Raw genomic sequence first — 17,467 nt, 5'->3', positions numbered from 1 at the left:
GTCAGCCTTTCACATGCAGGATCACCCGCTGGGTGAACGCGGTGCCGTCCTTGGCCCGCGCCGCCATGCGGATATTCCAGTTGCCCGGCCCCAGATCGGCCGGCGCCACATAGGCCTTTCCGTCAAAGATAAACGCCGGCTGCTGGTCGTCCTGCACATGGGTCGCCCGGCCCAGCGTCGCGTTCAGCTCGGCGACCTCCACCGGGTTGCCCGCGGCATCGGTGATCTCCAGCTTGACAATATCGCCCTGCGACGAGGCATAGACCGACCAGCCCAGTGCCTGCTGCGCCGAGCGGCGCTGATCAAACTCCTGGCTGGCGACATAGGAGTTCTTCACCTCCAGCCCCGGAAAGGTCTGCACTGCATTCACCGCAAGGGCAATGTTCACCCCGATGATCACCGCAAAGGCGCCGCCGAACAGCATCAGGGCATGCTTGCCGGTAAACTCGCGTTCGCGCTTGGCCATGGCTCAGCCCCCCGTGCCGTTAAAGCTGGTGTCCTTGTGGGCCCGTTCGCCGCTGTCCAGATCTTCCACCCAAATACGCACCGGAGTCGAGCCTGCGCTGGACGGGGCGGCGTCTTTCGGCGCCACGATATAGACCCGCTGCAGCAGCGCCGTGTCGGCGGGCACCATCACCGTCACCCCCTCGGTGCCCTCCAATGCGATCTGCATCGACGGGTCGCCCTTCAGCGACAGCTGGAAAGGGCGCTCCTCGCCGTGCTTGTTGCGCAGCCGCACATCATAGGTGTTGCGGATCGCGCCATCGGACAGTGTCACATAGGTCGGGTTGCGCACCGGCGCCACGGTCAGTTCGATATCGGCGCGGATGAACAGCGCAAACAGCAGCCCCGCGCCGACCAGCGACCACAGGGCGGTGTACAGGATGGTGCGCGGCCGCAGGATGTGCTTCCAGATGTTCCGGGGCGGCTTGCCTGCGCGCTCCTGCGCCTCGTCCGACAGCGCCATATAGTCGATCAGTCCGCGCGGCTTGCCGATCCTGGCCATCACATCATCGCAGGCGTCGATGCACAGCGCACAGGTGATGCATTCCATCTGCTGGCCGTCGCGGATGTCGATCCCCATCGGGCAGACATTGACGCAGGCCATGCAATCGATGCAATCTCCCTGCCCCTCGGCCGCCTGGCCCTTTTTCAGATTGCCGCGCGGCTCGCCGCGCCAGTCGCGGTAGCCGACGGTCAGCGTGTCCTCGTCCATCATCGCGGCCTGGATGCGCGGCCACGGGCAGGCGTAGATGCAGATCTGCTCGCGTGCGAAACCGCCGAACAAAAAGGTGGTGCCGGTCAGCACCAGCATGGTGCTATAGGCAACGGGGTGCGCATTCAGCGTCACCAGGTCATAGGCCAGCGTTGGCGCATCCGCGAAATAGAACACCCAGGCGCCACCGGTTGCCAGACCGATCACGAACCAGGAGACCCATTTGGTCAGCCGCAGCCGCGCCTTGCGGAAATCCATCTTCTTCTGCCGGTGCAGGCGCAGCCGGGCGTTGCGGTCGCCCTCGATCCAGCGCTCCACCAGGATGAACAGGTCGGTCCACACGGTTTGCGGGCAGGTATAGCCGCACCAGACCCGCCCCAGCGCCGAGGTGAACAGGAACAGCCCCAGCCCGGCCATGATCAGCAAGCCGGCGACAAAATAGAACTCATGCGGCCAGATTTCGATCCAGAAAAAATAGAACCGGCGGCCCGCCAGATCCAGAAGCACCGCCTGATCCGGCAACGATGGCCCGCGGTCCCAGCGGATCCACGGTGTCAGATAGTAGATCCCCAGCGTCACCGCCATGATGTACCATTTCAGGTTCCGGAACGGACCGGACACACGCCGCGGATAGATCGGCTCCCGGGCGGCGAACAGGCTGGGGGCTGGATTGGAATCGCTCACTGACTCTCTCCGTCTTGTGGCAGTCTCGCGCCGTTGTCACAGACGCGCAGTGCCAGAACATTGACGTGGATCAAAAAGCGCATCGCACAATCATGTTTCCGGCCCGCACAGGCGCATCGTGAAGGCAACACGCCACCTATGCCTGTCCGCCTGGCGCCGCTAGAGGCAAGTTGCCGCAGCGCAGCGATGCGGCGCTGCAAGGAGGATTTCCGTCAGAAGGCCGCCGGATTCACCGCTCTGCCCGCTGCCGCCGCAGCCAGCCGGTCAGCCGCCGCGCCGCCGGGCGCAGCACACCGGGGCGGGTGGCGATATGGTAGCCCCGGTCTTCGCCTTCGGTGAACAGCTCCAGCAGCCGCCCGCAGCACAGATCCTCGGCAACAAACTCCCGCACGCTGACCGCCACCCCCTGGCCCGCCCGCACCGCCTGCATCAGCAGATTTCCGGGCAGCCGGGTGCGCGGCCCGCGCAGCACCCCGGTGACACCGCGCGATTCCAGCCAGCGCGAAGCCTCCGAGGTGCCAAGCTCCTCCAGCCAGGGCAGATCCAGCAAATCCTCCGGGGCGGTCACCTGCCGCCCGTCCAGAAGACTGCCCGCCGCAATCACCACCATCGGCGATTGCAGCAGCATCTCCACCTCCAGCCCCGGCCAGTTGCCGTCGCCGTAGCGGATGGCGATGTCGATCCCGCCCGGCTTCAGCTCGGCAATCTCGCCGCGCGGATCCAGCACCAGATCGATCTCCGGATGCTCCGTCTGGAACCCGGCCAGCCGCGGCATCAGCCAGTGCGCGGCAAACATCGGCGTGCAGGTCACATGCAGCGGCCGGGCGGCCCCCGCGGCAGAGATCTCCTGCACCGCCGCCTCGATCGCGCCGAACCCCAGATGCAGCGCACGGGCCAGATGCTCCCCGTCCGCTGTCAGCGCCAGCGCCCTGCCGCTGCGGTCCAGCAGCGCAGCCCCCAGATGCGCCTCCAGTCCGCGCAGCTGCTGGCTGATGGCGGCGTGGCTGACATTCAAAGCTGCCCCCGCCTGCACCACATTTCCTGTCCCGGCAAAGGCAGAAAAGGCCCTTAGCGCTGTCAATGGCGGCATGTTCAGCCAATCCATATGTAACCCTGCCTTACATGAAGCGATTTTTCTTAACTCGCAAGAATCACCGTTTCCGGCAAGCATATTCCCAGACGCCGGATAGGAGGCACTGAAATGCTGATTGATATCTACGCCCGCTCGATGATGGCCGCCACGCGGCAGGACGGTGCAAGGCTGCGGAATCTGCCTGCGCCCGCCCCCCTGCCGCGCCCTGCAGGCAGGGTCACCCGGCTGATGCGCTGGCTGGCTGCCAAACCGCCGAAAACGCGCTGCAGCCCTCCCCAGAGCATCTGACCCCTGCCCCCTGCCCACACGGGAAGACAGAAAAAGCGCCGGTTTTCCAGGAAACGCGCGAACAGATCGGAAAACCGGCGCATGACCCGTTCAGCCTGCACGTCGGCCTTGCGGGGTATCATGCTGCCCAGGCGGGCTGATCTGCCCAGCAGCAATCTCTGTCATCTGCGGTTTTATCCGGTTTGCCGCCGGCAAAATTTGACAGCGATCAAAGTTGCGTAAAATATTTGCCCGGTTCCGGTAAAAATCCTACGCTCGCCTTTATGGAAACAGCAAAGACTGAGCAGACAGCCGCCGAAAACCGCGCACCGCTGACCTCGGCCGAAATCGGCGCCCTGGCGCATTTGTACCGGGGGGAGATTTACCGCAGCACGGTCTGGCGCACCCGCCTGGACACCACCACCAACTGGTCGGTGGTCACTCTGGGCGTGGCTCTGTCGATTTCCTTTTCCTCGCCCAACGCCTCGCCGCTGCCGCTGATCCTGGTGGGGGTGCTGATCATCTTCTTCTTGATGCTGGAAGCCCGCCGCTACCGCTATTTCAATGTGTTCCGCGCCCGCGCCCGCTGGATGGAAACGCATTTCTACACCCCGATGCTGATCGAGGGCGATCTGCATCTGGAAAAGCACTGGCAGGATGTGCTGGCCGCCGACTATCTGCGCCCCGAATACCATGTCGGCGTGATGACCGCGATCGGGCGGCGGATCCGGCGCAATTACTTCTGGATCCTGCTGATCCAGTCAATGGCCTATGGCGGCAAGCTGGCGGTGCATCCCGCCGGGGTGCAATCCTGGCAGCAGGCGCTGGACCGGGCCGACATCGGCCCCTTCCCCGGCGAACTGGTGCTGGGAACCGGCGTTTTCTACGTGCTGCTGTGGGGCGGCATCGCCTGGTGGAGCGCCAACACCGACGCCGCCCGCGCCCGCGCGCGCAGCTCGAAAACTTCGATGGGCTGAGGCCTGTACCCGCCTGCGGCACGTCATTTCGCTGTCTTGCCTGCTACCATTGTAAAACTCATCGGCAACTGCGCCTGCCGGTTCTGGTAGACCTCGAACTCTGCTTCCCGGTTGGAATGCGGAAATTCCTCGAACCGGGTGATATCCATCCCGGCATGGATCAGCCCCATTACGATATCGCTCATCTTATAGCTGAACCAGTAAGACGGCGATGCGGATTGTTTGCTTCCGTCATAGGTGATTGCCTGCTTCACCACCGCCGGCGCCTCGCTGAAATAGGAATAGGCCGGCAGATGCGGCTGTTTCGATGTTGGCTCGAACATCTCCAGCACCGGGTGCGTTTCGTAAATCACCAGCCGCCCGCCCGGCCGCAAAAGCCCGGCCACCGCCTGAAAAAACCGGCCCAGGTCGGGCATCCAGTTCAGCACGCCGATGGTGATCACGGCAAAATCAAAATCGCATCGGATGCCGGATGGCAGATCATAGATATCTGCGCATAGGAATTCACAGTCTGATCGGGCGATGCCTTTCAGGATCGCCGCCTGCTTCAGGAACTCCGCCGAATGATCTATCCCCAGGCAGCGCTCTGCTCCGAAGGCGGCCAGAGACAGCGTCTCGCGTCCATTGTTGCAACCGACCTGAACCCCTGAAAGCCCCTGAAGCTCAAGCCCTTCCAGCGTCCGGGTCATCGTTGCGTCAAACGCCGAATACCCGCTCCGGGCAAATCCCGCGGTCAGTTCCTGCCACAGAGCATTGCCCTGATGCAGCCGCGCCGAATCGTCCCAGGCACGGCGATTGGCCGCAACCGCCTGCTCCAATCCTATGTGTTCACCACCCATATCCAGCCCTCGCAATAATTTGATCAAATAATGCGAACGATGCCGAAAGACCGAACTTCGATCAACCCCCGGGAGACTCACCTATGAAAAAGGGCCGCCCGCAGGGCAGCCCTTTCGCAGTTCTTGCAAAACCGGCTCCGGCTTATTCGCCGCCGCCCAGCTGATGCACATAGGCCGAGACCGCCCGGATCTGCGCCTCGGTCAGGCGGCTGTTCCAGGCCGGCATCACGCCATAGCGCGCATTGGTCACGGTCTCGGTCAGGCTGGCGTAATCGCCGCCGTACAGCCAGATCGCATCGGCCAGGTTCGGCGCGCCCTGGCTGCGGTCGCCGGTGCCGTCCCCGGCGTGGCAGGAGGCGCAGTTGTCGGCAAAGACAACCGATCCGGCCGCAACCTGGGACCCATCCTGCGCTTCACCCGACAGCGACATCACGTAGTTCACCACCTGAGAGATCTCTTCTTTCTCAAGCAGTTCGTCGCGGCCAAAGGCGGGCATTTCGGAATAGCGCGCATCATCGCTGTCCTCATTGCGGATGCCGTGGGTGATGGTGGCGTGGATCTCCTCCACCGAACCGCCCCACAGCCAGTCGTCATCCAGCAGGTTCGGATAGCCCTTGGCACCCGCCGCACCAGAGCCGTGGCACTGGGCGCACCAGGTCTTGAAGACGGCAGACCCCGCCGACACCGCATAGGCGTTCAGCCCGGCATCCCCTGCTATGGCTGTCAGATCAGCCGCTTCCAGCTTGGCATTGACCGGCGCGTTGGCCTCTTCCACCGCAAGGATCTCTGCCGCCGCGTCAGCCCGGGTCGACCAGCCCAGCACCCCGGCAGTGGCGCCGTTGATCAGCGGCCAGGCCGGATAGGCCACAGTGTACAGCACCCCCCAGATGATGGTGGCGTAGAAGGTCCACAGCCACCAGCGCGGCATCGGGTTGTCGAATTCCTCGATCCCGTCCCACTCATGGCCGGTGGTGTTCGGATCGCCTTCGAACTTTTGCGGTTTCTTGCTCATGTCCTCGCCTCCTTGGTCCCGGCGGGTTTGACTGCATCTTCCCGGGGCGCCGGTGCGTCAACATGCCGGAACGGGATGTCGGCAGTGTCCTTGTAGACCTTGGTGCTGCCCGGGCGGAACGCCCAGACCACGACACCGATGAAGAAGGTGAACAGAAACAGCAGCATCCAGCTGTCCGCGAATTGCCTGAGGAGCGTATAGAATTCCATCTTTGCCTCCGTTACCGGCTTGCGTCCGGGGTGAAGGTCGAGAAATCGACCAGCGTGCCCATCATCTGCAGATAGGCGATCAGCGCATCGGCCTCGGACACCCCTGGCTGGCCGTCGAAGTTGCGCACGTTGACCTTCTCGCCGTAACGCTCCAGCAGCCCGTCATAATCGCTGTCGGGATCTGCCTGGGCGCGGAAGTCGGCCTGCGCGGCCTCGACCATCGCCTCCGTGTAGGGGGTGCCCAGCAGCGCGTTGGTGGCCATCACATCGCCGATGTATCTGCCATCAATGCGCGTCTCCTCGAGGAAGCCGTATTTCGGCATCACCGATTCCGGCACCACCGCCTGCGGGTCGCGCAGGTGGTCCACATGCCACTCGTCCGAGTAGCGGCCGCCGACGCGGGCCAGATCCGGCCCGGTCCGCTTGGAGCCCCACTGGAACGGCCGGTCGTACATCGACTCGGCCGCCAGCGAATAATGGCCGTAGCGTTCGACTTCGTCCCGCATCGGGCGGATCATCTGGCTGTGGCAGACATAGCAGCCCTCGCGGATGTAGATGTCGCGGCCAGCGAGCTCCAGCGGGGTGTAAGGGCGCATGCCCTCCACCTTCTCGATGGTGTTTTCCAGGTAGAACAGCGGCGTGATCTGCACCAGCCCGCCGATGGTCACCACCAGGAAGCTGAAGATCAGCAACAGGGTCGCGTTGGTCTCGAGGATCTTGTGTTTGTCGATAATGGACATAGCTGCCTGGCTCCTTATTCAGCCGGGACCGGAACCGTCAGGCTGGCTTCTTTGGCCGGCGCCTTACGGACAGTCATCCACAGGTTGTAGCACATGATGATCGCCCCGGTCAGGAACATCACCCCGCCCAAGCCCCGCACCACATACATCGGGAACTTCGCGGCCACGGTGTCGGCAAAGGAGTTCACCAGGAAGCCGTTGGCATCCACTTCACGCCACATCAGGCCTTCCATGATCCCGGTCACCCACATCGACGCGGCGTAAAGCACGATACCGATCGTGGCGAGCCAGAAGTGCCAGCTGACCAGGTTGAGCGAATAGAGTCGCTCGCGCTTCCACAGCACCGGCACCAGATAGTACAGCGCGCCAAAGGTGATCATGCCGTTCCAGCCCAAAGCGCCGGAATGCACGTGGCCGATGGTCCAGTCGGTGTAATGCGACAGCGAGTTCACCGCGCGGATCGACATCATCGGGCCCTCGAATGTGGTCATGCCGTAAAAGCCGACCGAGATCACCATCATCCGGATCACCGGGTCGGTGCGCAGCTTGTCCCAGGCGCCTGACAGGGTCATCAGGCCGTTGATCATGCCGCCCCAGCTGGGCATCCACAGGATCACCGACATCACCATGCCCAGGGTCGAGGCCCAGTCCGGCAGGGCGGTGTAATGCAGGTGGTGCGGACCGGCCCAGATATAAAGGAAGATCAGCGCCCAGAAGTGGATGATCGACAGCTTGTAGCTGAACACCGGACGCTCTGCCTGTTTCGGGATGAAGTAATACATCATCCCCAGGAAGCCCGCAGTCAGGAAGAAGCCCACGGCGTTGTGGCCGTACCACCACTGGATCATCGCATCCTGCACGCCCGGCCACACGATCACCGACTTGGAGCCCCAGATCGACACCGGAATGGTCATGTTGTTGATCAGGTGCAGCATCGCCACGGTGACGATGAAGGACAGGTAGAACCAGTTTGCCACATAGATATGCGGCTCCTTGCGCTTGATGAGGGTGCCCAGGAACACCGCCAGATAGGCAACCCAGACCACAGTCAACCACAGGTCGACGTGCCATTCCGGCTCGGCATATTCCTTGGACTGGGTGGCGCCGAACAGATAGCCGGTTGCCGCCAGCACGATGAACAGCTGATAGCCCCAGAACACGAACCACGCCAGGTTGCCGCCCCACAGCCGCGCGGCGCTGGTCCGCTGCACAACATAAAAGGAGGTCGCGATCAGCGCGTTGCCGCCAAAGGCAAAGATCACTGCCGAAGTGTGCAGCGGACGCAGGCGGCCGAAATTGGCAAAGCCCTGCGCCCACTCGAAATTCAGCGCCGGAAAGGCCAGTTGGAACGCAATGAAGGTCCCGGCCAGAAACCCGACCACGCCCCAGGCAGCGGTGGCAATTGCACCAGCGCGGATCACGCTGTCGAAATACTCATTTTCCAGGCCAGCAACTGCCGGTTCCGGCTCGTTGGTCTGGCGCAAAGTATAAAGGAACAGGCCGCCGGCCACCATCATCACGATGATCGCATGCACCTGGTAAGCCAGATCCCGCGCGTAATTGGAACCGATCATCGCAAACAGCGTGACCAGACCAAGCGCTATCAGCTTGATATAGTTAGACATCTTGCGTCCCTTCACCATGCCCCCGCGAATCCTGCCGATACGGGGACGTTATTAGACCGCGCCCTTCATGCAGACGCCGCATCTTCGCTGCCTTGATCTGCATCAAGACATCTTCGAGCAACATGTGACACTTCTGCCTGTGTATCGAAATTCTCTGCACCGCAGCTGTCCGGGCTGCGCCGCATCATCTGACGAGAGGTGCCAATGTCCTACAAGTCCATGCTTACCATTCTCACAGCTGCAGAAACGGCTGCGGCGCCTTTGGCGCAGATTACGGCCCTGGCCGAAGACTTCGGCGCCCATGCCGATGCGCTCTGCCTTGGTGTCGACCGCACTCAGACAGGATATTATTACGCAGGCGCCAATGCCTTGGTGCTGCAGGAAACCCTGGCCCGTGCCCTGGAAGAGGCTGAACAGGTTGAGGCCCAGGCACAAGCGGCACTGCAGCAGGCAGGGGTGCCCTATGGCACCGACAGCGGTGTGGCGCAGATCGCGGACCTCGGCCGCCATGTGGCGCGCCAGGCCCGGTTTTCCGATCTGGTGGTGCTGGGCAAGCCTTATGGCCCGGGCACGCGCGCCGAGGCCGAACCGATTGTCGAAGCCGCCCTGTTCGAGGGCCGCGCCCCGGTGCTGGTGGTGCCCGCCAAAGCCGCGCCGATGCGGCGGCCCAAAACTGTTCTGGTGGCCTGGAACGAAAGCATCGAGGCGATGACCGCGATTCGCAGGGCGATGCCGTTCCTGACCGGCGCCGATCTGGTGCGCATCGCCGTGATCGACCCGCCGCAGCACGGGCCCGAACGCTCCGACCCCGGCGGCCTGCTGGCGCAGATGCTGTCCCGCCACGGGGCCACTTGCGAAATCGATGTGCTCAGCAAGACGCTGACCCGGGTGTCGGACGTGCTGAACCGCCATGCGGCAGACACCGCCGCCGATCTGATCGTGATGGGCGCCTACGGCCATTCCCGCTTCCGCGAGGCGATCCTTGGCGGTGCCACCCGCAACATGCTGGAGCAGGCCACGGTGCCGGTGCTGATGGCCCATTGACGGCCCGGCCAGGCTTCAGCCCTGCCGGTCACATAAAAGGCGCCCTCAAAGGCGCCTTTTGCAGCCGGTTGCCCCCTGTGCTTCAGCGGGCCTTGCGGATCAGGCTGATCAGGAACAGCAGGATCACCGCGCCGATGGTGGCATGGATCAGCGACCAGAAAAAGCCGCCGCCGGCAGCAAACCCCAGCGCCGGAAAGATCAGGCCCGCCAGAAAGGCGCCAACGACGCCGACGATGATATTGCCAAGGATGCCAAAACCGCGCCCTTGCATGATCTTGCCGGACAGCCAGCCGGCCAGCGCCCCGACGATCAGCATCCCGATCAAGCTTCCAAACTGCATTTCCGCCTCCATTCGTTGTGATGGTGCCAGTAGACCACAACCGCAGCGCCAGGTCACCTGCAGGCGCGGGAGAGCCCCCGCCGCGCGGGAGCTGGACGAGCCTGCCGGCGCTTTCCGCAACAGATGGCCCTCAACGCCCTGGACGCGGAGGCTGCCGGAATTCATTTCGGCCTTTGATCATATCCACGCCGCGCTCCGCCACCTGCGCGAAGCAGAGCAACCCGGCGGCACAGGCTGCGCGACGGCTGATCGGAAACGGCTGGGGGAGTGCGGGCATATGCGGCGGCCTCAGCCGGGGAAACCGCCGTCGCTGTCGTCGCCGGCTTCTTCCATCAGCAAGTGCATATCGGGCACCGTGACGTGGCGCTTGCCTTCCAGCTCGATGACCCCGTCCCGTTTCAGGGCCGATATCTGGCGGCTGACGGTCTCCAGCGTCAGGCCCAGGTAATCCGCCATCGCCTCGCGGGTCAGCGGCAGGTCGAACACCATCCTGTTGGTGGCACCGCGCGGTGTCAGCGAGGCATCGCGGCGGGCAATGATCAACAGCAGGCTGGCAATCTTCTCGCGCGCGGTCTTGCGGCCCAGCACCAGCATCCACTCGCGGGCTGCGTCCAGCTCGTCCAGCGTCATCTGCAGCAGCCGGTTGGCGATATGCGGAGTGCGCTCCATCAGCTCTTCAAACGGTTTCCTGCGGAAGCAGCACATCACCACATCAGTGGTCGCAGCCACATCATAGGCCGCGACTTCGCGGCCCGGCCGGCCGACAAAATCGCTGGGCAGCAGCAGGCCCACCATCTGGGTGCGCCCGTCCTCCATCGTCTGGGTCAGAGAGGCAATGCCTGACACAACCGAGCCGACAAAGGTCATCACGTCGCCGGACCAGATGATCGGCTGCCCGGCCTCATAGGTGCGGTAGTATTTGATCGCATCCAGCTCATTCAGCTCATCCGCGTTGCAGCGCGCGCAAACCGCGCGGTGGCGGATCGGGCAGTCGCCGCATCTGGTCTGTGACAATGCTGGAGCGTTCATCAGCGGATCCCGGTTGATCTGGGTCAAGGCTTGCCCAGGCTGGCCTGCCTAAAGCTAAAGGAATGGACCGAAAACCTCAATTGGCCGGATTCGGATTATTCGACGCCATAGTGCCGCGCTATACAAGCAACCCGCCCGCGGCGCATTTCGCAAACGCGGTGGTTCCGGTCCGGTTTTCCAATTGGGTGTCAAAGGTCAGCCCCAGCAGCAGTATTTCACTGTACCTGCATGTGCCAGTCTGCAGCAAACTGTGCTGGTTCTGCGCCGGCAGCCTCTCCCGCCGGCCGCCAAGGTCCGCCCGGCATCAGCCGGAGGGGTCTGCGGGCGCGGGAGTCTTCCGCTGGGTCCGGTGCGGCGCGGATAGGTCAGCAACTCTGCCGCAATGTTTCGCGCGCGAAACATTCGGTCAACAGGGCTGCCGCAATTTATGGGCGTTGCGCAGGCCGCGCGCGCATAGATGCTGCAAAGCCTGCCACAATGTTACCCAGGGGCGGGTTAACCCGCCGCCGCCAGCAGCCTGCGGGTGTACTCTGCCTGCGGGTTGGTGAACAATTCCTCGGCCGTTCCGGTCTCTACCACGTCGCCTTGGTTCATCACCACCACCTTGTGCGACATCGCCCGCACCACATTCAAATCGTGGCTGATGAACAGATAGGCCAGCCCGTAGCGCGCCTGCAGATCCCGCAGCAGTTCCACAATCTGCACCTGCACCGTCATGTCCAAGGCCGAGGTCGGTTCGTCCAGCACCACCAGCTTGGGGCGCAGCACCATAGCGCGGGCGATGGCAATGCGCTGACGCTGGCCGCCGGAGAACTCATGCGGGTAGCGGTCCATCGCGGCCGGATCCAGGCCGACCTCCCGCATCACCCCGGCGACCAGTTCGCGGGGTTTGCGGTGCTGATCGACCTTGTGAATCGCCAGCCCCTCGGAGATGATCTGGGCGCAGGTCATCCGCGGGCTGAGCGAGCCGAAGGGGTCCTGGAACACGATCTGCATGTCCTTGCGCAGACGGCGCAGGTCGCGGGTGGACCATTGGCGCAGATCCTGGCCCTGAAAGGTGACCGCCCCCTCGGACGCGATCAGCCGCATGATGGCCAGCGCCAGCGTGGTCTTGCCGGAACCGCTCTCGCCGACGATGCCAAGGGTTTCGCCGGCCTGCACCGAGAGGGACATCGGGTTCACCGCCTTCACATGGCCCACTGTGCGTTTCAGCAGGCCCTTCTGGATCGGAAACCAGACTTTCAGGTTCTGCGCTGCCACCAGTTCCCGGGCGCCCGCGGGCACCGGCGGCGGCGTTCCCGACGGCTCAGCCGCCAGCAGTTTCCGGGTGTAGGGGTGCTGCGGGCTGGCAAAGATTTCTGCCGCCGGGCCTTCCTCGACAATTTCGCCGTCCTTCATCACGCAGACCCGGTCGGCGATGCGGCGCACGATGGCGAGGTCATGGGTGATGAACAAGAGCCCCATGCCCTCGCTGGCCTTCAACTCTGCCAGCAGCTCAAGGATCTGCGCCTGAATGGTGACGTCCAGCGCCGTTGTCGGCTCATCCGCGATCAGGATGTCGGGCTTGTTGGCCAGCGCCATGGCGATCATCACCCGCTGCCGCTGGCCGCCGGACAGCTGGTGCGGATAGGCGCTGAGCCGGCTTTCCGCATCGCGGATGCCGACCTTGTTCAGGAGTTCCAGAATACGCTCCCGCGCCGCGCGGCCCGCCAGCCCCTGATGCAGGGCGATGGATTCTTCCAGCTGCCGTTCGATGGTGTGCAGCGGGTTGAGCGAGGTCATCGGCTCCTGAAAGATGAAGCTGATGTCATTGCCGCGCACATCCATCAGGTGCTTCTCATCGGCGCCGACCATTTCGGTGCCGCCATAGGTAACCGAGCCTTCGACCCTGGCGCTGTCGCCCAGCAGCGAGACTGTGGAGAGCGCCGAGACCGATTTGCCGGAGCCCGACTCGCCCACCAGCGCCACGGTTTCGCCGCGGTCCACCGAGAAGGAGACGCCGCGCACGGCTTCGGTGATCTTGCCGTCCTGGCGGAAGGAGACGCGAAGGTTCCGGACGTTCAGGAGGGGCGTGGAGTTAGCGCTGCTCATTATTCTTTATCGTCCCGGTTGGTCCGCATTGTGCCCGGGGCGCTTGCGGCCCGGGCTGCGCTCAGCAAACAGCATCATGAAAACGTCTTTCTCGGATCAAACGCATCGCGCACGCCTTCGAAAATGAAGACCAAGAGCGACAGCATGATGGCAAAGGTGAAGAAGGCGGTGAAGGCGAGCCAGGGCGCCTCCAGGTTCTGCTTGGCCTGCAAGGTCAGCTCGCCCAGGGACGGCGCCGAGGACGGCAGGCCGAAGCCGAGGAAATCCAGCCCCGCCAGCGCCGAGATGGTGCCGGTGACGATGAAGGGCAGCATGGTCAGCGTTGCCACCATCGCATTGGGCAGCATGTGGCGGAACATGATGGTCATATTGCCGACCCCCAGTGCCTTGGCGGCACGGACGTATTCCAGATTGCGGGCGCGCAGGAACTCGGCCCGCACCACCCCGACCAGCGCGGTCCAGCCGAACAGGATCATCAGGAACACCAAAAGCCAGAAACCGCGCCCCAGGATCGCAAACATGATGATGATCACATAAAGCGTCGGGGTGGAGCTCCAGATCTCGATCACCCGCTGGAACACCAGATCCACCCAGCCGCCGAAAAAGCCCTGCACCGCACCGGCCAGGATGCCCAGAACGGTTGCGGCACCAGTCACGATCAGGGTGAACAGGATCGACAGGCGGAAGCCGTGGATCACCCGCGCCAGCACGTCGCGTTTGGTGTCATCGGTGCCCAACAGGTTCTGGCGATTGGGCGGCAGCGGCGCCGCGCCGGGCCGGTCGACGGTGGTGTTGAAGCTGTAAGGGATCACCGGCCACAACGTCCAGCCTTTCTGAAAACCATCCGCGGCATAGGTGCCTGCGGCGATCTCCTCCAGAATGGTTCCGGGTTCGTCAAAGCAATCCTCGATGCCGCCGGAGCGGATCAGGCATTCGACCTCCGGATCGCTGTAGATCGCCTCGGTCTGGAAATCGCCGCCGAACTCTGTCTCCGGATAGAATTTGAACACCGGCGTGTAGATCCCGCCGCGGTAGCTCACCAGGATTGGTTTGTCGTTGGCGATGAACTCGGCAAACAGCGAGAGCGTGAACAGCACGGAGAAAATGATCAGCGACCAGAAGGCGCGTTTGTTCTTGCGGAAATTGTTCCAGCGGCGCTGGTTCAGGGGGGAAAGCGCCATCCTTCAGCCCTCCCGCTTTTCAAAGTCGATGCGCGGGTCGACCAGCACATACATCAGGTCGGAAATGATGCCGACCACCAGGCTCATCAGGCCGAAGATGAACAGGGTGCCGAAAATCACCGGGTAGTCGCGCGCCACTGCGGCCTCGAACCCGAGCCGGCCGAGGCCGTCGAGCGAGAAGATCGTCTCGATGATCAGCGAACCGGAAAAGAAGATGCCGATAAAGACCGACGGGAAGCCGGCGATCACGATCAGCATCGCGTTGCGGAACACATGGCCGTACAGCACCCGGTTCTCGCTGAGGCCCTTGGCGCGGGCGGTCATCACATATTGCTTCTTGATCTCGTCCAGAAACGAGTTCTTGGTCAGCAATGTCAGCGTCGCAAAGGCGCCGATGGTCGAGGCCAGCACCGGCAGCGCGATGTGCCAGAAATAATCGCCGATCTTGCCGATCAGGCTCAGCTCATGCCAATTGTCCGAGGTCAGCCCGCGCAGCGGGAAGATCTGCCAGTAGGAACCGCCGGCAAACAGAACCAGCAGCATGATGGCAAACAGGAACGACGGGATCGCATAGGCGGCGATGATGAAACCGCTGGTCCAGGTGTCAAAGCGCGAGCCGTCGCGCAGCGCCTTGCGGATGCCCATCGGGATCGAGATCATATAGGCGATCAGCGTCGACCACAGGCCCAATGAGATTGAGACCGGCATTTTCTCCAGCACCAGGTCGATGACGTCGATCTTGCGGAAATAGCTCTCGCCGAAATCAAACCGCGCATAGTTGCCGAGCATCGTCAGGAAACGCTCCAGCGGCGGCTTGTCGAGACCGAACTGCTGCTGCAATTCCTCGATCAGCTCCGGCGGCAAACCCTGGCGGCCGGCATAGTTTTCATTGGCGCTGATCGCCTCGGTGCCGGTATCGCCGCCGCCGCCGGCAAAGCCTTCGAACACATCGCCGCCGCCTTCCAGCTGGGCGATGATCTGTTCCACCGGGCCGCCGGGCACAAATTGCACCAGCGCAAAGTTCACCAGCAGGATGCCGAACAGCGTCGGGATCACCAAAAGCAGGCGTCGAAGAATATAGGCTGCCATGTCAGGTCCTTACCGCAGCGCACCGGCGGCTTTAAGCTCCGCCTCGCGGGCGGCGTCGATCCACCACAGGTCCAGGATGCCGGTGTCATAAGGCGGCAGGTTTTCCGGATGGCGGTACATGTCCCAATAGGCAATCCAGTTCACATCCAGATACCAGGCCGGCACCATGAACCGCTTGGCCCGCAGCACCCGGTCCAAGGCGCGGGCATTGGCGCGCAGCTCTTCTTGCGTCTTGGCGTTGACGATGTTGCCGATCAGCGCATCCACTGCCGAATCGGCCAGCCCCGCCGGGTTGAACACCGAATACTCATGCGCCTCGGAGCCGAAGTACTGGTACAGGCCGGTCGAAGGCTCCAGCGACATCGGATAGGCGGAGGAAATGATATCGAATTCCTTTTCCCGGCGGCGGCTGGTGTATTGGGCGTAATCGACCCGGTTCAGCATTGCATCCACGCCCATGGTGCGCAGGTTGGTGACATAGGGCTGCACGATGCGTTCGATGGTCGGGCTGTCGGCGAGGAATTCGACCTTCAGCACCTCGCCATCCGCATTGCGGCGCAGCCCGTCATCGCCAACGGCCCAGCCGGCCTCGTCCAGCAGCTTCATCGCCCGGCGCAGGTTCTTGCGGTCGCCCGGGCGGGACGCCCCGGAGCTATGCGCCACCACCGGTTCCGAAGTCAGAATCGACGGGTCGATCTGATCGCCGAGCGCCTCCAGCACCGCTTTCTCGCGGCCTTCTGGCAGGCCTTCCGCCTGCAGCGGCGAATCCTGCCAGAAGGAGGAACGGTGGCGGAACAGCCCGTATTGCAGGCTTTCGTTGGTCCATTCGAAATTAAACCCCAGCTGCAGCGCCTCGCGGACGCGGATGTCCTGGAACTTGGGCTTCAGCAGGTTCATCACAAATCCGTTGGCGGCGGGCACATTGCCGTCGGGGATTTCGCCCTTGATCACCTGGCCCTTGTCCACCGCGGCAAAGTCATACGCCGTGGCCCAGCTTTTTGAGTTGTTCTCGGGCCGCAGGGTGTACACGCCGGCCTTGAACCCCTCCATCGCGGCGATCGCGTCGCCGAAATATTCGACCCGGATACGGTCGTAGTTGTGACGGCCGGCGTTCACATTCAGCCCTGCGCCCCAATAGTCCGGGTTCCGCTTGTAGATGATGCGCTGGTTCACCTCGGCGCTGTCCAGGACATAAGGGCCAGAGCCGATGCCGGGATCCAGCCGCGGTTCGTCCAGGCGGCGGTTTTCGGGATCTGCCTCGAACCACGCCTTGGAGAACACCGGCGTGCCCGCCACCTGGCTGATCATTGCCCGGCGCGGAAAATCAGGCGAGAAGTGGAATTTGACCCGGTGCGGGCCCAGCGCTTCGGCCTTGGGGATCCGCTTGCGCACCGCCTCGGCATAGGATTTCAGCCCCTGATCCAGCAGGATGTTGTGGGAGAACACCACATCATCGGCGGTGACCGGGGTGCCGTCGGAAAACCGCGCTTCGGGGCGCAGATTGAAAATCACCCAGTCCTGGCTTTCAGGATACTCCAGGCTTTCGGCGATCAGCCCGTAGTAGGAACCGGGCTCGTCGTAGGATGCCACCAGCAGGCTTTCGAACTGGTCCGAAGACAGCGCCCCGGCGCGCCCGTTGCGGGTATAGGGGTTCATGCTGTCAAAGGTGCCGACGGCAGAAATCGACAATTCGCCGCCTTTCGGCGCCTGCGGATTGACGTAATCGAAATGGGCAAAGCCTTCCGGGTACTTCAGCGCCCCGAATTCGGCAAAGCCATGCGCCTTGATAAGCGCATCCTCCGCCCGCGCCAGCGTCGCTGCGGCCACCGTCAGGATAAGCCCCAGAAACAGCGCATGGGCCATCGCCGCAGCCGCCTGCAGCGGGGTCATCCATTCTCTTGCGCGCACGCGCGCCGCAGCTCGAGCGGTGTTCATCTGCCATGACCTCCTTTGCCCGGAACTTCGGCCCGGATTTCCGCTGCCAAGCTAATGGCCGGGGGCGGTAACATTCAAGTTGAGATTAAGTGTTAT

Annotated in this window: 17 protein-coding genes; 3 read left to right on the top strand and 14 right to left on the bottom strand. The window is 63.2% G+C overall.

What is annotated here, in order from left to right; genetic code table 11:
- Position 1: 1 nt before the first annotated feature.
- From AC0KW6_RS07275 to AC0KW6_RS07265, 3 genes are all read right to left on the bottom strand, one after another.
- Positions 2-466, bottom strand: a complete 465-nt coding sequence (locus AC0KW6_RS07275; protein WP_474034562.1) for a FixH family protein — start codon at positions 464-466, stop codon at positions 2-4.
- Positions 467-469: 3 nt separating this feature from the next.
- Positions 470-1,900: a cytochrome c oxidase accessory protein CcoG gene (gene ccoG / locus AC0KW6_RS07270; protein WP_474034561.1), complete on the bottom strand. Its 1,431-nt coding sequence runs from the start codon at positions 1,898-1,900 to the stop codon at positions 470-472.
- Between the two features lie 229 nt (positions 1,901-2,129).
- On the bottom strand, positions 2,130-3,005 hold the full coding sequence (locus AC0KW6_RS07265) for a LysR family transcriptional regulator (protein WP_474034560.1): 876 nt from the start codon (positions 3,003-3,005) through the stop codon (positions 2,130-2,132).
- 96 nt (positions 3,006-3,101) lie between these two features.
- On the opposite strand from AC0KW6_RS07265, the gene AC0KW6_RS07260 reads away from it, so the two are divergent.
- On the top strand, positions 3,102-3,281 hold the full coding sequence (locus AC0KW6_RS07260) for a hypothetical protein (RefSeq protein ID WP_474034559.1): 180 nt from the start codon (positions 3,102-3,104) through the stop codon (positions 3,279-3,281).
- A gap of 263 nt (positions 3,282-3,544) precedes the next feature.
- Positions 3,545-4,237, top strand: coding sequence for a DUF2270 domain-containing protein (locus AC0KW6_RS07255; RefSeq protein ID WP_323780079.1), 693 nt, complete (start codon positions 3,545-3,547; stop codon positions 4,235-4,237).
- A 23-nt stretch (positions 4,238-4,260) separates the two neighbouring features.
- On the opposite strand, the gene AC0KW6_RS07250 is transcribed toward AC0KW6_RS07255, so the two are convergent.
- From AC0KW6_RS07250 to ccoN, 5 genes are all read right to left on the bottom strand, one after another.
- Positions 4,261-5,076, bottom strand: coding sequence for a class I SAM-dependent methyltransferase (locus AC0KW6_RS07250; protein ID WP_323780081.1), 816 nt, complete (start codon positions 5,074-5,076; stop codon positions 4,261-4,263).
- 142 nt (positions 5,077-5,218) lie between these two features.
- Positions 5,219-6,088, bottom strand: coding sequence for a cytochrome-c oxidase, cbb3-type subunit III (ccoP, locus tag AC0KW6_RS07245; RefSeq protein WP_474034558.1), 870 nt, complete (start codon positions 6,086-6,088; stop codon positions 5,219-5,221).
- Complete coding sequence (locus AC0KW6_RS07240; protein ID WP_474034557.1) at positions 6,085-6,297, bottom strand: cbb3-type cytochrome c oxidase subunit 3; 213 nt, start codon at positions 6,295-6,297, stop codon at positions 6,085-6,087. The genes ccoP and AC0KW6_RS07240 overlap by 4 nt, the downstream gene beginning before the upstream one ends.
- Positions 6,298-6,308: 11 nt before the next feature.
- Positions 6,309-7,037: a cytochrome-c oxidase, cbb3-type subunit II gene (gene ccoO, locus AC0KW6_RS07235; protein ID WP_323780089.1), complete on the bottom strand. Its 729-nt coding sequence runs from the start codon at positions 7,035-7,037 to the stop codon at positions 6,309-6,311.
- Between the two features lie 14 nt (positions 7,038-7,051).
- A complete protein-coding gene (ccoN, locus tag AC0KW6_RS07230) occupies positions 7,052-8,662 on the bottom strand; it encodes a cytochrome-c oxidase, cbb3-type subunit I (protein ID WP_474034556.1) in 1,611 nt (536 codons plus the stop codon).
- A gap of 204 nt (positions 8,663-8,866) precedes the next feature.
- Here ccoN and AC0KW6_RS07225 point away from each other — a divergent pair, with 204 nt between their 5' ends.
- Entirely contained in the window at positions 8,867-9,706 is an 840-nt protein-coding gene (locus tag AC0KW6_RS07225; RefSeq protein WP_474034555.1) for a universal stress protein, read from the top strand.
- An 82-nt stretch (positions 9,707-9,788) separates the two neighbouring features.
- Here the strand turns inward: AC0KW6_RS07225 and AC0KW6_RS07220 are convergent, their stop codons facing one another.
- The 6 genes from AC0KW6_RS07220 to AC0KW6_RS07195 form a co-directional block, all read right to left on the bottom strand.
- Positions 9,789-10,046, bottom strand: a complete 258-nt coding sequence (locus tag AC0KW6_RS07220) for a GlsB/YeaQ/YmgE family stress response membrane protein (protein ID WP_474034554.1) — start codon at positions 10,044-10,046, stop codon at positions 9,789-9,791.
- A 288-nt stretch (positions 10,047-10,334) separates the two neighbouring features.
- Positions 10,335-11,075, bottom strand: a complete 741-nt coding sequence (gene fnrL / locus AC0KW6_RS07215; protein ID WP_323780110.1) for a transcriptional regulator FnrL — start codon at positions 11,073-11,075, stop codon at positions 10,335-10,337.
- 495 nt (positions 11,076-11,570) lie between these two features.
- Positions 11,571-13,166 (bottom strand): ABC transporter ATP-binding protein, encoded by a 1,596-nt coding sequence (locus AC0KW6_RS07210; RefSeq protein ID WP_474034553.1) that lies wholly within the window; start codon positions 13,164-13,166, stop codon positions 11,571-11,573.
- A gap of 74 nt (positions 13,167-13,240) precedes the next feature.
- Positions 13,241-14,347: an ABC transporter permease gene (locus AC0KW6_RS07205; RefSeq protein WP_474034552.1), complete on the bottom strand. Its 1,107-nt coding sequence runs from the start codon at positions 14,345-14,347 to the stop codon at positions 13,241-13,243.
- A gap of 3 nt (positions 14,348-14,350) precedes the next feature.
- Positions 14,351-15,436 (bottom strand): microcin C ABC transporter permease YejB, encoded by a 1,086-nt coding sequence (locus AC0KW6_RS07200; RefSeq protein WP_474034551.1) that lies wholly within the window; start codon positions 15,434-15,436, stop codon positions 14,351-14,353.
- A 9-nt stretch (positions 15,437-15,445) separates the two neighbouring features.
- Positions 15,446-17,371 carry an extracellular solute-binding protein gene (locus AC0KW6_RS07195; RefSeq protein WP_474034550.1) on the bottom strand — a complete coding sequence of 642 codons (1,926 nt, stop codon included), beginning with the start codon at positions 17,369-17,371 and terminating at the stop codon, positions 15,446-15,448.
- Between the last annotated feature and the right edge of the window lie 96 nt (positions 17,372-17,467).

The organism is Leisingera sp. SA215 (assembly GCF_055902035.1).
Note: the sequence above shows the minus strand (reverse complement) of the source record. Positions and strands in the feature narration are given on the sequence as shown.

What these genes read in the sequence shown, in the direction of transcription:
- AC0KW6_RS07275 (WP_474034562.1), bottom strand. Translation starts at nt 466, where the DNA reads ATGGCCAAGCGCGAACGCGAGTTTACCGGCAAGCATGCCCTGATGCTG.
- AC0KW6_RS07265 (WP_474034560.1), bottom strand. Translation starts at nt 3,005, where the DNA reads ATGGATTGGCTGAACATGCCGCCATTGACAGCGCTAAGGGCCTTTTCT.
- AC0KW6_RS07260 (WP_474034559.1), top strand. Translation starts at nt 3,102, where the DNA reads ATGCTGATTGATATCTACGCCCGCTCGATGATGGCCGCCACGCGGCAG.
- AC0KW6_RS07255 (WP_323780079.1), top strand. Translation starts at nt 3,545, where the DNA reads ATGGAAACAGCAAAGACTGAGCAGACAGCCGCCGAAAACCGCGCACCG.
- AC0KW6_RS07250 (WP_323780081.1), bottom strand. Translation starts at nt 5,076, where the DNA reads ATGGGTGGTGAACACATAGGATTGGAGCAGGCGGTTGCGGCCAATCGC.
- ccoP (WP_474034558.1), bottom strand. Translation starts at nt 6,088, where the DNA reads ATGAGCAAGAAACCGCAAAAGTTCGAAGGCGATCCGAACACCACCGGC.
- AC0KW6_RS07240 (WP_474034557.1), bottom strand. Translation starts at nt 6,297, where the DNA reads ATGGAATTCTATACGCTCCTCAGGCAATTCGCGGACAGCTGGATGCTG.
- ccoO (WP_323780089.1), bottom strand. Translation starts at nt 7,037, where the DNA reads ATGTCCATTATCGACAAACACAAGATCCTCGAGACCAACGCGACCCTG.
- ccoN (WP_474034556.1), bottom strand. Translation starts at nt 8,662, where the DNA reads ATGTCTAACTATATCAAGCTGATAGCGCTTGGTCTGGTCACGCTGTTT.
- AC0KW6_RS07225 (WP_474034555.1), top strand. Translation starts at nt 8,867, where the DNA reads ATGTCCTACAAGTCCATGCTTACCATTCTCACAGCTGCAGAAACGGCT.
- AC0KW6_RS07220 (WP_474034554.1), bottom strand. Translation starts at nt 10,046, where the DNA reads ATGCAGTTTGGAAGCTTGATCGGGATGCTGATCGTCGGGGCGCTGGCC.
- fnrL (WP_323780110.1), bottom strand. Translation starts at nt 11,075, where the DNA reads ATGAACGCTCCAGCATTGTCACAGACCAGATGCGGCGACTGCCCGATC.
- AC0KW6_RS07210 (WP_474034553.1), bottom strand. Translation starts at nt 13,166, where the DNA reads ATGAGCAGCGCTAACTCCACGCCCCTCCTGAACGTCCGGAACCTTCGC.
- AC0KW6_RS07205 (WP_474034552.1), bottom strand. Translation starts at nt 14,347, where the DNA reads ATGGCGCTTTCCCCCCTGAACCAGCGCCGCTGGAACAATTTCCGCAAG.
- AC0KW6_RS07200 (WP_474034551.1), bottom strand. Translation starts at nt 15,436, where the DNA reads ATGGCAGCCTATATTCTTCGACGCCTGCTTTTGGTGATCCCGACGCTG.
- AC0KW6_RS07195 (WP_474034550.1), bottom strand. Translation starts at nt 17,371, where the DNA reads ATGAACACCGCTCGAGCTGCGGCGCGCGTGCGCGCAAGAGAATGGATG.